This is a genomic window from Aquamicrobium soli (assembly GCF_042646345.1).
Classification (GTDB): domain Bacteria; phylum Pseudomonadota; class Alphaproteobacteria; order Rhizobiales; family Rhizobiaceae; genus Mesorhizobium; species Mesorhizobium soli_A.
In genome coordinates this window covers 217,804-230,871 of the sequence record NZ_JBHRTK010000004.1, presented here as the reverse complement: position 1 = coordinate 230,871, position 13,068 = coordinate 217,804, and the positions used below count along the sequence as shown (strand labels likewise).

At 62.1% G+C, this 13,068-nt stretch carries 13 protein-coding genes; 11 read left to right on the top strand and 2 right to left on the bottom strand.

The genetic code is table 11. The annotated features are described in order from the left end of the window. Nucleotides 1-51 precede the first annotated feature (51 nt). From amaB to ACFOHJ_RS04940, 8 genes are all read left to right on the top strand, one after another. Nucleotides 52-1,563, top strand: coding sequence for an L-piperidine-6-carboxylate dehydrogenase (gene amaB, locus ACFOHJ_RS04975; protein WP_378219117.1), 1,512 nt, complete (start codon nt 52-54; stop codon nt 1,561-1,563). A 9-nt stretch (nt 1,564-1,572) separates the two neighbouring features. Further along, nucleotides 1,573-2,811, top strand: a complete 1,239-nt coding sequence (locus ACFOHJ_RS04970) for a pyridoxal phosphate-dependent aminotransferase (RefSeq protein WP_378219115.1) — start codon at nt 1,573-1,575, stop codon at nt 2,809-2,811. A 131-nt stretch (nt 2,812-2,942) separates the two neighbouring features. Continuing rightward, a complete protein-coding gene (locus tag ACFOHJ_RS04965) occupies nt 2,943-4,073 on the top strand; it encodes an ABC transporter substrate-binding protein (protein WP_378219113.1) in 1,131 nt (376 codons plus the stop codon). Nucleotides 4,074-4,155: 82 nt separating this feature from the next. Beyond that, a complete protein-coding gene (locus tag ACFOHJ_RS04960; protein WP_378219111.1) occupies nt 4,156-6,147 on the top strand; it encodes an ABC transporter permease in 1,992 nt (663 codons plus the stop codon). Then, the gene (locus ACFOHJ_RS04955) at nt 6,144-6,947 is read left to right on the top strand and encodes an ABC transporter ATP-binding protein (protein WP_378219109.1); all 804 of its coding nucleotides are present in this window, start codon (nt 6,144-6,146) and stop codon (nt 6,945-6,947) included. The genes ACFOHJ_RS04960 and ACFOHJ_RS04955 overlap by 4 nt, the downstream gene beginning before the upstream one ends. Further along, nucleotides 6,934-7,629 carry an ABC transporter ATP-binding protein gene (locus ACFOHJ_RS04950; protein ID WP_378219107.1) on the top strand — a complete coding sequence of 232 codons (696 nt, stop codon included), beginning with the start codon at nt 6,934-6,936 and terminating at the stop codon, nt 7,627-7,629. Before ACFOHJ_RS04955 ends, ACFOHJ_RS04950 begins: the two co-directional genes overlap by 14 nt. 30 nt (nt 7,630-7,659) lie before the next feature. Beyond that, entirely contained in the window at nt 7,660-8,295 is a 636-nt protein-coding gene (locus ACFOHJ_RS04945; RefSeq protein ID WP_378219105.1) for a DUF1989 domain-containing protein, read from the top strand. 140 nt (nt 8,296-8,435) lie between these two features. Next, entirely contained in the window at nt 8,436-9,116 is a 681-nt protein-coding gene (locus tag ACFOHJ_RS04940; protein ID WP_378219103.1) for a helix-turn-helix domain-containing protein, read from the top strand. 60 nt (nt 9,117-9,176) lie between these two features. Here the strand turns inward: ACFOHJ_RS04940 and ACFOHJ_RS04935 are convergent, their stop codons facing one another. Beyond that, nucleotides 9,177-10,124 (bottom strand): ornithine cyclodeaminase family protein, encoded by a 948-nt coding sequence (locus ACFOHJ_RS04935; protein WP_378219101.1) that lies wholly within the window; start codon nt 10,122-10,124, stop codon nt 9,177-9,179. A gap of 35 nt (nt 10,125-10,159) precedes the next feature. Next, entirely contained in the window at nt 10,160-10,345 is a 186-nt protein-coding gene (locus tag ACFOHJ_RS04930; RefSeq protein WP_378219099.1) for a 2-hydroxymuconate tautomerase, read from the bottom strand. Between the two features lie 163 nt (nt 10,346-10,508). On the opposite strand from ACFOHJ_RS04930, the gene ACFOHJ_RS04925 reads away from it, so the two are divergent. From ACFOHJ_RS04925 to ACFOHJ_RS04915, 3 genes are read left to right on the top strand one after another with little or no spacing between them, the layout of a single operon-like run. After that, nucleotides 10,509-11,501: an ABC transporter substrate-binding protein gene (locus ACFOHJ_RS04925; protein WP_378219097.1), complete on the top strand. Its 993-nt coding sequence runs from the start codon at nt 10,509-10,511 to the stop codon at nt 11,499-11,501. Between the two features lies 1 nt (nt 11,502). After that, nucleotides 11,503-12,279, top strand: a complete 777-nt coding sequence (locus ACFOHJ_RS04920; RefSeq protein ID WP_378219095.1) for an ABC transporter ATP-binding protein — start codon at nt 11,503-11,505, stop codon at nt 12,277-12,279. Between the two features lie 3 nt (nt 12,280-12,282). Continuing rightward, nucleotides 12,283-13,062, top strand: a complete 780-nt coding sequence (locus ACFOHJ_RS04915) for an ABC transporter permease (RefSeq protein ID WP_378219093.1) — start codon at nt 12,283-12,285, stop codon at nt 13,060-13,062. Nucleotides 13,063-13,068: the final 6 nt, after the last annotated feature.

The following is a 13,068-nucleotide window of genomic DNA, read 5'->3' as shown; positions in this document are numbered from 1 at the left end:
GCCGACTGGCATGGCGATACGGGACAAGACATTCATTTGAGGATTGAGCAGATGTTGGCACAGGAAACTTTGGCGCTTCTCTCGAAGCTTGGCGTTGACGCTGCGGCGCTTTCGGGTGGCGATCTGGCGGTCCATAGCCCGGTGACGGGCGAACAGATCGTGGCGCTGAAGACGATTTCGCCGGCCGATGCCGGCAAGGCCATCGATGCCGCCCACGAGGCCTTCAAGGCCTGGCGGCTGGTGCCGGGCCCGAAGCGCGGCGAACTGGTGCGGCTGCTCGGCGAGGAGTTGAGGGCCCACAAGGCCGAGCTCGGCCGGCTGGTGTCGATCGAGGTCGGCAAGATTCCTTCCGAGGGACTGGGCGAAGTGCAGGAGATGATCGACATCTGCGACTTCGCCGTCGGCCTGTCGCGCCAGCTCTACGGGCTCACCATCGCCACCGAGCGCCCCGGCCACCGCATGATGGAAACCTGGCATCCGCTCGGTGTGGTCGGGGTGATCTCGGCCTTCAACTTCCCCGTGGCGGTGTGGTCGTGGAATGCAGCGCTTGCGCTGGTGTGCGGCGACAGCGTCGTGTGGAAGCCCTCGGAAAAGACGCCGCTGACGGCGCTCGCCTGCGAGGCGATCTTCGCCCGCGCCGTCGCGCGCTTCGGCAAGGATGCGCCGGCAAACCTGCTCACCGTGCTGGTCGGCGACCGCGCCGTCGGCGAGGTGCTGGTCGATCATCCGAAGGTAGCGCTGGTGTCGGCCACCGGCTCCACGCGCATGGGCCGCGAGGTCGGGCCGCGGCTCGCCAGGCGCTTCGCGCGCGCGGTGCTGGAACTCGGCGGCAACAATGCCGGCATCGTCTGCCCGTCGGCCGATCTCGACATGGCGCTGCGAGCCATCGCCTTCGGCGCCATGGGCACGGCCGGCCAGCGCTGCACGACGCTGCGCCGCCTGTTCGTGCATGACAGCGTCTACGACCAGCTCGTGCCGCGGCTGAAGAAGGCCTACCAGAGCGTGTCGGTGGGCAACCCGCTGGAAAGCTCGGCGCTGGTCGGGCCGCTGATCGACAAGGCCGCCTTCGACAACATGCAGAAGGCGCTTTCCGACGCCAGGGCGCATGGCGGCAAGGTGACGGGGGGCGAGCGGTTCGAGAACGGCCACAAGGATGCCTACTACGTGCATCCGGCGCTGGTGGAGATGCCGAAGCAGGAGGGCCCGGTGACCGAGGAAACCTTCGCGCCGATCCTCTACGTGATGAAATATTCCGACTTCGACGCCGTGCTCGACAACCATAATGCGGTGGGGGCGGGGCTTTCGTCCTCGATCTTCACGCGTGACCTGCAGGAATCGGAGCGCTTCCTGTCGGCCGACGGCTCCGACTGCGGCATCGCCAACGTCAACATCGGTACTTCCGGGGCCGAGATCGGCGGGGCGTTCGGCGGCGAGAAGGAGACCGGCGGCGGCCGCGAGAGCGGCTCGGATGCCTGGAAGGCCTATATGCGCCGCGCCACCAACACCATCAACTACTCCAGGGAACTCCCCCTCGCACAGGGCGTCTCCTTCGATATCGAGTGAGGGCTGGCGGTGCTTACCGAGTCAAGTTTTGCTGCCCGGTCGTTCAAGCCGGCAGCCCGCATCGCCGAGATCGGCGTCTCCGAGATATTGCAGATCGGCGCATCTGCTGCCGCCATGCGCAAGCAGGGCCACGATGTCATCGTCCTTGGCGCGGGCGAGCCGGATTTCGATACGCCCGATGCGGTCAAGGAGGCGGCGTCGAGAGCCGCGCGGCGAGGTGAAACCAAATACACCGCGCTTGACGGCTCTCCCGCCATGAAAGAAGCGGTGCGGGAAAAATTCCGGCGCGACAATGGTCTCGATTTTTCGGTGGACGAGATCAGCGTCGCGGCTGGCGCCAAGCAGGTCATCTTCAATGCCTTTATGGCTACGCTGGATCCCGGGGATGAGGTGATTGTCCCCACGCCCTACTGGACGTCCTATGCCGACATCATCCGCATTGCCGGCGCCGTACCCGTTCTGGTGGCCTGTGACGCCGCCAACGGTTTTCGGCTGACGGCCGATCAACTGGAACGCGCCATCACGCCGGCCACACGCTGGCTGATGCTGAACTCGCCTTCCAATCCGACAGGCACGGCCTATACGGAAGCTGACTATCGCCCGCTTCTCGACGTGCTCCTGGCGCACAGGCAGGTGTGGCTGCTGGCCGACGATATCTACGAGCACATCGTCTACGATGATTTCCGCTTCGTCACGCCGGTGGGTTTGGAGCCGGCGTTGCGCGACCGTATCCTTACCGTCAACGGCGTATCCAAGGCCTACGCGATGACCGGATGGCGGATCGGCTACGGAGCCGGGCCGGCGGCGCTGGTCAAGGCCATGGCCGTGGTCCAGAGCCAATCTACCTCCAATCCGTCATCCATCAGTCAGGCGGCGGCCATCGAAGCGTTGACCGGGCCTCAGGATTACCTGGCCGAACGGCGTGAAGATTTCCGTATGCGCCGCGATCTCGTCGTCGACGCGCTCAACGCGATCGACGGGCTGGCTTGCCCCCGTCCGCAGGGCGCATTCTACACTTTCGCAAGTTGCGCGGGAATGCTTGGACGTCTCACGGCGGATGGTCGGCGTATCGGCAGCGACCGGGATTTCTGCGCCTACCTGCTGAATGCCGCCAAGGTCGCCGTGGTTCCCGGTAGCGTTTTCGGCGCGTCCCCCTTTTTTCGGGCATCCTATGCCTCGTCACGTGCCGAACTGGATGAGGCGCTCTCCCGGATCGCGCGCGCGTGCAACGAGTTGCAGCGCCAATAAGCGATTGTTCATTATCGGAAATTTAAGTTGCACTTAGGGGAATAATACATTAAAATGTTCTGACATCCGCGAAGGTTAAGATCGTTGAGCAGACGACGATCCGGGGCGGATTGTGGAGATGGGAGGTCTCTATGACGATGAAAATCATGCTTAGTTCACGTATGTGCGCACTTGCTCTCGCAGCGTCGCTGACGCTGGTCGCAGGTGCCGTGCGGGCCGAGGAAGTCAAGATCGGGTTTACCGCTGCCTTATCCGGGGATTTCGCCGCGTTCGGTCTCAACATGCGCAAAGGCCTCGACCTGGCGTTCGACGACCTCAACCAACGCGGCGGCGTGACTTACTCGATCCTTGCGATGGATGACCGCGGTGATCCGAAAGAGGGCGTCCTGATCGCTCAAAACCTCTGCGACAATCCCGACATCGATATCGTCATGGGTTATTCCTTCAGTTCGGTGGCTCTGGCGGCCGTTCCGATCATCGATAAATGCAAGCTGCCTGTCCTGGCATCGGCCGTGGGCAGCCCGGAACTCTCGGGAGCCAGCCCCTATTTCCGGCGCAATCTTCTCACGGATGCGATGCAGGGTGCGCTGATGGGCGAATATGCGGCGAAAACGGCGGGCTATAAGAAAGTCTACGTCCTTCACCAGCAGGACGACTACGGTCTCGGCATCGCGGAGGCTTTTTCCAAGGCAGCGGAAGCAGCCGGCGCGTCGGTGATCGGGACCGACAGCTATCTGCTGGGCACGAAAGACTTCAAGACCCAGATCGCCAAAATCCGCCAGAGCGCTCCCGATGCCGTCTTTATCGGAGGCTTCTACACGGAAGCCGCCAAGATCGCGGCGCAGGGACGGGGGATGGGGCTTGAGGCGGCCCTACTCGGCACGGACGGGTCGCTCAATCCCGAGCTTATCCAATTGGCCGGTAATGCCGTCGAGGGGATGGTCCTTTACGGAATGTACGATACCAGCCTGAAGTCGCCCGCCACCGACAAGTTCCTCGAGGCCTATCGCGCCAAGTTCGGCCAGGATCCCAATGCGTGGGCGGCGCTTGCCTATGACGCTGCGTATACGCTCGACGATGCGGTGAAGATCGCCAAGGCGAAGGGAGAGGTGAATCGGGAAACCCTGAATTCGGCCTTTGCCGAGATCAAAGGCCTCGAAGGCGTGACCGGCCCGACCTCTTTCGACGAGGATGGAGATCGGAAAGGTTCCATCTACTTCCTGAAGATCAGCGGCGGCAAGTTCGTCCCCGTTTCCAACTGAGCTCTCTGCTGCGCGCTGGCCCGAGCCAGCGCGCCGTGCCCATCCTGCCCGTCTGCACGAGGCAGAAGACGACGGAGACCCTATGATCTTCTTCGGCCAGTTACTTGCCAATGGCCTCATGCTGGGAGCGATCTACGCGCTTGCGGCGGTTGCCTATACGCTCGTCTATGGGGTGGTGCGCCTCATCAACTTCGCCTTTGGCGAATTGTTCATGTTCGGGGCGTTCCTGACCATTACGTTGATGCTGCCTAGCGCTAGGCTGTTCGGCTTCGACGTCCCCATGCCCGCTTTGTCCGTCTTCCTGGCGGCTCCGATTGCCATAGTCTGCGTCGTTCTGATGGGCGTGGCGATAGAACGGATCGCCTATCGTCCGCTGCGGACGGCGCCCCGGCTTGCGCCGCTCATCACCGCGATTGCGGTTTCGGTGCTGTTGCAAAGTCTCGCCCAGACGATATGGGGCCCTGAAGAACTCGGACTTCCGGAATCTGCCGTGGGCGCCGACACCCCGATCGTGTTGTTCGGAGGTGTGTATGTCTCGCTGGTCGAACTCATTGTCGTCGCCGTCGCCGTCGTCACGATGATCGGGCTGACGCTGCTCGTCTACCAGACCCGGTTCGGCCGCGCGATGCGCGCCACCGCGAGCGATACCGACGCTTCCTATATCGTGGGCATCCCGGTTAATCGGGTGATCGCGCTGACCTTTGCCATCGGATCGGGCCTGGCAGCGCTGGCAGGCATTCTCTATTGTCTCGCCTACGGCTTCGCGCACCCGACCATGGGGTTCCTGCCGGGCCTAAAGGCGCTCATCGCGGCGGTGCTAGGCGGCATAGGCAGCATCCCCGGAGCTGCCCTCGGCGGCGTGCTGCTGGCGTTGGTCGAGACCTTCGGCGCCGGCTACCTGCCGTCCGGTTCTGCCTACAAGGACGCGATCGGCTTCGCCATCCTCGTGCTGCTGCTGTTTTTCCGGCCGCAGGGCATCCTGGGACGTCCCGAGCTGAACGAAACCAGCGACGGCAGCCTGATGGGCGGCCGGCAGGGCGGCAAAGTAACCGCTTTCGTTGACCGGTTGGCTGCGATCGCGGATCGAGTGCTGCCATCGCCGACTCACCGGAATGCCCTTCTGCTGGTCGCGGCGGTGGCAGTGATGTTCCTGCCGATCTCCGACTATTGGCTACGCGTCGTGATCGTCGCTCTCATCTACGGAATGCTGGCGAGCGGCCTCAACATCGTCGTCGGCTTCGCCGGCCTGCTCGACCTGGGCTATGTCGCGTTCTGGTCGGTAGGCGCGTATTTCTCGTCTATCCTGTTCGTCCTCGTCCTCAAGAATTCCTACGGGATCGATCCCGCGACGGCCTGGTGGCTCTTCTATGTCAACCTCGTCGCCGGAGGCCTCCTTGCTGGACTGTTCGGCGCCTTCGTGGGCTATCCTACCCTGCGGCTGCGTGGTGACTACCTCGCGATCATGACGCTGGGCTTCGGCGAGATGATCCGGATCGTCACCACCAACTGGGTCGGCCTCACCCGCGGGCCGATGGGGATACGCGGCATCCCGAATCCCTCGCTGTTCGGCTTCTCACTCGACAGGCCGCGTTCGCTGGGATTGCTGGCGATAGCGCTTTGCGCGCTTATCCTCGTTATCGCATCGCGACTGGTGAGATCCTATGTCGGCCGTGCCTGGGTCGCCATCCGCGATAACGAGACGGCGGCGGAAGCCATGGCCATCGATACCCGGCGCTATAAGTTGCTGGCCTATTCGACCGGCGGTCTGATCGGCGGAATGACCGGCGTATTCTTTGCGCATTTCCAGCAATATATCAGCCCGTTCAACTTCACGCTGTTCGACAACATTCTACTGCTCATGCTGATCGTACTCGGCGGGCTCGGCACTTTCGTCGGGCCTTTCGTGGGGGCTTTCATCTGGGTCACTTTTCTTCAGGTCGCGCAGGAGTGGCCCATCGTGCAGGCCTTCCCGGAGAGCCGCTATGCCATGCTGGGGCTCATACTGATCGGGCTCATGCTCTATCGGCCCCAGGGGATCGCTGCCCGGGCAAGGCCGTCGCTGGTGATGGCATGACGCAGAACCCGCAAATTTCGGCCGAGCCAGTTCTCTCCTGCCGAGGGCTCACGGTCCGGTTCGGCGGATTGGTTGCGGTCCGTGGCGTCGATCTCGACGTACACGGCGCCACCATCCATGCGCTGATCGGGCCTAATGGAGCCGGGAAATCCACGCTCATCAATTGCCTGACGGGGTTTGTAAAAGCGAGCGGGGGCGAGACCCTGCTTGCGGGCAGACCTGTCGCGGGAAAGGCGGCCTATGAGGTGGCGGAGCTGGGAATGGCGCGTACATTCCAGAACATCCGCCTGTTCGGCGGCATGACCGTTCTGGAAAACGTCCTGGTCGGCTGCCACCGAAATCTGGAGAGATCGATCCTGGACCTGTTGTTCAGGCGGGCAAAGGCAGCGGAAGAGGAGGCCCGATTCATTGACCAGGCCAGGGAGCTGCTCGCTTTTGTCGGGTTGAACGGCAGGGATGGCCAGCTTGCCGGGAGCCTGGCCTACGGCCATCAGCGCCGTCTCGAAATCGCGCGGGCGCTCATGCTTGCGCCCTCCGTTCTCCTGCTCGATGAACCAATGGCTGGCATGAACGTCGTGGAGAAGGCCGAACTGGCGGAGCTGATCTCGCAAATACGCGCTGATGGCACCGCTATCCTGCTGGTGGAGCACGACGTCGAGATCGTCAGGTCCCTTTCGGATCGCGTTACGGTCCTGCATCACGGGGAGAAGATTGCCGATGGTCCGCCCGATGGGATTTTCGCGGATGCGCGCGTCCAGAGCGCATATCTGGGCCGGGAAGTGACACATGCTGAAGGTTAGCGGGCTCAGTGTCGCCTACGGCCCGATCCAGGCCGTCAGGGATGTGTCATTCGAGGTTCGGCAAGGCGAACTCGTCAGCCTTCTCGGCAGCAATGGGGCAGGCAAGAGCACGACCCTGCGGGCCGTCTCCGGCCTGATCCGGGCAAGCTCCGGCTCCGTCACCATAGAGGGTAGAAATCTTCTCGCGCTTGCCCCGAGTGCCCGCGTGTCCTGCGGCATAGCCCACGTGCCGGAAGGGCGCAGGGTGTTCGCCTCGATGTCCGTCTTCGAGAATCTGGCGCTCGGCGGCTACACGGTCCCCGGCTTGGCGATGGAGGAGACGCTGGGAGCCGTCTTCGACCTGTTCCCCCTGCTTCGCGAGCGCCGAAATCAGACGAGCGGTACGCTTTCAGGCGGCGAGCAGCAGATGCTGGCTATCGGGCGGGCCCTGATGTCACGCCCGAAACTGCTGATAATGGACGAGCCGACGATGGGGCTCTCGCCCAAGATGGTGGACGTGATTCTCGCCAAGATCGACGACATAAGGCGGCAGGGAACGACGATACTGATGGTCGAGCAGAATGCGATGGACGCCATCCGCATGTCGAGCCGGGTCTACGTCATGCGGACAGGCGGCATTGTCTTCGAAGGGGCCGGCGATGCGCTGACTCCGGATATCATCAAGGCGCTCTACCTCGGCTAGGATAGGCGCCCTCGAAAACGGGAGTTGGCCGTGAACCAGATCATGCAGAAGCATATGCCCTATAATACCGGATTCGCGTTCAAACTGCCCAAGGGGGACGTGCTGCGCATCGAGGGGCGTACCACAGTTGATGCGGTCTTCTTCGATTTGCATAACGTACGGGAACGCTTTGACCAGGCGCGCACGAAGATCAACAACAGCAGCATCTTCGTCAGCACCGGCAACATGCTCTATTCGAAGTCGAACCTGCCCATGCTGACCATCGTCAGCGACAGCCTCGGCTTGGGCTATCACGATCTGCAGTTCGGCATGTGCAGTGCTGCCGGATACGCCTTGTTCAAGGGGCCGCTATATGAATCATACCGGATAGAGGAGCGGTTCGGCGTGACCCGGGAGCAGATTCCGGATCACGGCTGCTGGGAAAATCTGACCGGCGCGCTCCAACCATGGGCGATCGCTGCCGAGGACATTCCGAGCCCTTTCAACATCTTCCAGGAAACCAGGATCGACGGCGCCACGGGTAAGATGGAGCTTGTTCACAAGCAATTGGAGAAGCCTGCGCGGATCGAATTGCGGGCCGAAATGGACTGTCTCGTCGGGCTGAGCGCCTGCCCATGGCTGGGACGCGGCCTGCCGATCGACGTCTCCGTGTTCAGGGCCATCTGACCGAAACCGGTAACTCCGCCGTCCGCCCCGCCTGGCGGGCAGGTCGTATTGCGCCCGGGGGTTTTGGCAATAAAACGGAGAAAGCGGGAGCTCAATACTTGGAAATCCGCGCTCCCGCTGGTAGCGATGGCTAGAGATAGTTGAACTATGTACTGAAAGGCGGTGATCGGATGGCCGTGACACACAGCCGGAAGGCCCGCGGGCGGGTAAGGGCAGCGTCTATCGATTCCAACGTCGCCGAAGACGAGGGCCGGTCGGAGCGCGGCGATCTCGGGGAGCGTCTTCGCGCGATTCGGCTTGGGCGGAAATGGACCCTGGAGGAGGCGAGCAAGCACAGTTCGGTCGGGCGCTCGACGCTCTCGAAGATCGAGAACGGCCTGATGTCACCCACCTTCGACCTGCTTCGCAAGATCACACGGGGGCTCGACATAGATATTGTCGAGCTCTTCGACGAGGGGGCCGATCTCGAGCCTAAAGGTCGCCGAAGTATTACCCGCAAGGGCGAAGGCAAGATCCATACAACGCCGACCTATCGGCACGAACTTCTCGCGACGGATATCTCCCACAAGCGAATGCTGCCGTTCAAGAGCATCATCACCGCGCGTTCGGTCGATGAGTTTCCTGCCTGGGTGAGGCACGATGGCGAGGAGGTGATTATCGTCGTGTCCGGCGCCGTCGAGGTCCACACGGAATATTATGCCCCCGCTGTCTTGCAGGAAGGCGACTCGATCTACTTCGACAGCCGGATGGGCCACCGCGTTATCTCGGTGGGGACGGGCGATGCCGAGGTGCTCTGGATCTGTTCGGGTGATCCCTTGTAGGCAACATTGACGATACCGCAGGCACCGAAGGATGCCTGCGGTATCGAAGCGTTCCCGGGACTATCCGTTCTGCTTTTGGACGACGAGCTGGGCGGCGACGAGGTCCTCGAGCGCAAGGCCGACCGATTTGAAAAGTGTGATCTCGTCGCGACTTGTGCGGCCCGGGTGCTCTTCCCGCGTCAGGGAGAACAGATCCGCCAGAACGCTGGCTTCGCTGATCACGCCTGCCTTGATCGGTTGCGTGAAATCGCCCGGCTCTTGCAGGCAGGCCTCACGTTTGTCGGCGAAAAGGCTTGCTCGGGCCACCGCCTCGTCATCGGCCTCACGCATGAGCGGCGTGAAGGAGCCGACCAGGTCTAGATGAGCGCCGGGCGAAAGCCATGCACCGCGAACGATCGGTTCCGTCGCCAGCGTGGCGCAGGAAATGATGTCCGCCCTTGATACCGATTCCTCGATATTTTCGACGACTTTTATATCTAGTCCCAGGCCGGCAAGGGATTGGGCGGTCAACCGAGCCTTGTCGGGATTACGGCCCCAGATTTCGACGTGTCGGATCGGACGCACCGCGCAGTGCGCCCGCACCAGATAGGGCGCCAATTCACCGGTCCCCATCATCACGAGCCGGGTAGCGTCCTCTCGCGCCAGATAAGTCGCTGCGAGAGCCGACGCGGCGGCCGTCCGGTTCAGGGTGATCGCGCGCCCGTCCAGCACCTTGGTCGGCTTGCCGGTCACGGGATCGAACAGAATGTAGATCGGCATGACCGACGCGAGACCGCGGGCGGAATTTCCCGGGACGATCGAGGTGAGCTTGACGCCCAGGACACCGTCGTTCTGCCAGGCAGGCATAAGGACGAAAGTGGCGTCGGGCTCGTTGCTCCGGCCCCAAGTGTGCCGGTGGCGTGGCGGCATCTCGCAGCCGGAGCGAAAGCCCGTCCGCAGGGCATCGACCAATTCACGTGGCTTAAGTGCGGCTTCGACCGCGCCGAAGTCGGCAAAACTGAGTGACATCTGAAAATCCTTAGCGTGCAGAAAGCTGGCGCGGCTTAACCTTCCGAGAGGAGCTTCCCGGAGATGGCCCAGTTGTTCCGGGGCTGCTCGTCGAAGATGACGTTGACGTGCTCGGCGGTCGAGCCGGCATGGTCGACCATCGCCTGCGTTACCGCGGCGGCGACCTTGGCCTTCTGTTCATTGGTGCGGCCCGAGATCAGCGAGATTCGAACGACTGGCATAAGTTCCTCCATTGCAGCATGATAGCCACTTCGGCTCTATAGAGCGAATGTCCCTGTTTCAACATAAAAATGATCATAAAATAAAAAAAGTGTATGATAGGAGAAAAATTCCTGATAAGAGTTTTTCATATTCGCGATCGTCACCTGACTCTGGGAGGTTGTCATGTCCTATCTGCGCATCGGGCGTTTTCTTGCAGTCGGCTTAGCCGCCGCACTGATCGCTACCACCTCGGCCCGGGCGGACGACGACCTGTCCGTTCTTCTCGACTTTGCCCCGTGGGGGTTGCACGCCGGGGTGCATCTCGCGGCGGAGAAAGGCTGGTTCAAGGAGCAGGGCCTCAACGTGAACGTGCGTGACGGGCGCGGCAGCGTCAGCACGATCCAGTTGGTCGGCGTCGGCGAGGCCGATGTCGGTATGGCCCAGCTTGGACCGATGGCGACTGCAAGGGAGAAAAGCGGTATCCCGCTGAAGTCGATTGCCGGTTGGGTCAGGAAAGGCGATCTCGCAGCGGTCGTGGACAAGACGGCTGGCATCAGCACGATTGCCGATCTGAAGGGCAAGAAGCTGGCCCTGTTTGCGGCCAGTCCCTTCCTGCCTTTTCTGGATACCTTCCTGAAGGCTGGAGGTTTGACGCGCGATGACGTCAACCTGCTTTACGTCGAACCGTCGGCGATGATGACCACCTATACGTCCGGCCAGGCTGACGGTGTGCTGACCGCCGGGCCCTATGGGCAGGCGCTGGCGGAACGGGATCGTCCTGCCTCGCTGGTGCTGGCCGAGCAGGCCGGCATTTCCTATCCGAGCTACGGCTACTTCTCGACAGAGAGCGTGATCGAGGGGAAGGAAGACATCTTGCGCCGGTTCTTAGCCACACAGACGCGTGCCTTCCAATACATCTATGACGGTCATGTCGACGAAGCCGTGGCGGCGATTATCAGCCAGCGCGCCGACCTCAAGCTGAATCCGGAAATCCTCAAGAGCCAGATCGAGCTCTACCGGCCCTTCTTCACGACGCCCAATACCGAGGGCAAGCCGTTCGGCTGGCAGTCGGAGGACGATTGGGCGAGCACGATCAAGTCGATGGTCGAGGCCGGCGTGCTCGGAGATGGCTTCAAGCCGCAGGACTTCTACACCAATGCCTTCATCGGCGAGTAAGATGCAGCCGATCCTGGAAGTCCGGAATGTTGGCAAGGTCTACGGTTCGGCGCCGTCCGGCGTCGAAGCGTTGCGGTCGATCGATCTCGAGGTGCGGCCCCAGGAGTTCCTGAGTATCGTCGGACCGAGCGGCTGCGGAAAGAGCACCCTGCTGAAGTGTGTTGCCGGCCTGGAGGCCATCACCTCCGGCACGATCAGGGTGCGGGGGGAAGATATTTCCGGGCCGCCGTCGCAAATGGGGATCGTGTTCCAGCGTGACCTGTTGCTCGATTGGCGTACTATCCTGGAGAACGTGCTGGTCATCTCCGAATTTCGGGGAACGCGGACGGACGAACTCGAGGCAAAGGCGGCGGAACTGCTGGTCCGGTTCGGGTTGGGTGATTTTCAGCGGCGCTATCCCTGGGAGCTTTCGGGCGGTATGCGCCAGCGGGCGGCGATTTGCCGGGCCATCCTGGACAACCCTGAACTCCTGCTCATGGACGAGCCATTCGGCGCGCTCGACGCGATGACGCGTGACGATCTCAACCTTGAACTTGCCCGGCTATGGCAGGAGACGCGCAAAACCGTGGTGTTCATAACGCACGGCATCCAGGAAGCTGTCTTCCTCTCTGACAGGGTGGCCATGATGGCGAGAAATCCTGGCAGGATCGTCGATATTTTCGAAATCGACCTGCCTCGTCCGCGTACGCTCAAGATGCGTGATTCTGCCGAGTTTTCGGCGATCGTGCATCGCATCCGCGAACGGTTCGCCGACATCGGCGCCATCAGCACGGAGTGAGTCATGCCGAAGCTAGCATCGAGCGGGTTTGTTCAGGGTGCCGGGTTCCTTGCCGCCTGTGTCCTGCTGTGGGAGGTGGCAGTTCGACTGCTCGGGGTGCGGGAATTTCTCTTCCCGGCGCCGTCGACGATCATCATGGAAATCCTGAATTACCCGGGGTTCTTCGCGCGCAACGCGCTGTACACGCTGCTCGTCACCCTCGTCGGCTTCGCCATCGCGCTGTCACTGGGCGTGGCGTTGGCAGTAGGCATTGTCTATTCGCGTCTCCTGGAGAATACGCTCTATTCGCTGCTGGTTGCGCTGAACAGCATTCCGAAGGTCGCGCTCGCGCCGCTTTTCGTTATCTGGCTCGGTACCGAAATGGCGCCCAAGATCGCCATCGCGGTGACCATCGCCATCTTCGCCATCGTCGTGGACACGGTTCTGGGGCTGCGCTCGGTGGATCCCGAAACCCTCAACATGGCGCGCGCCGCGCGGGCGAACGAGTGGCAGATACTGCGCAAGATCCGCTTTCCGTCAGCCTTGCCCAGCCTGTTCGCCGGGATGAAGGTAGCCATTTCTTTTGCCCTTGTCGGCGCCCTTGTCGGCGAATTCGTCGCCGGAAGCCAGGGTTTGGGGCATGCCATTCTGCTCGCGCAGGGCATGTTCGACACGCCGCGCGTCTTCGCCTCGATCGTCATTCTCGGCCTGATGGGCACCATCCTTTTCTATCTCGTCGACGCGCTCGAGCGTTACATGCTGCCCTGGCACGCCTCTCACAGGGGCGCTCGCATGGCCATGTGAGACGGC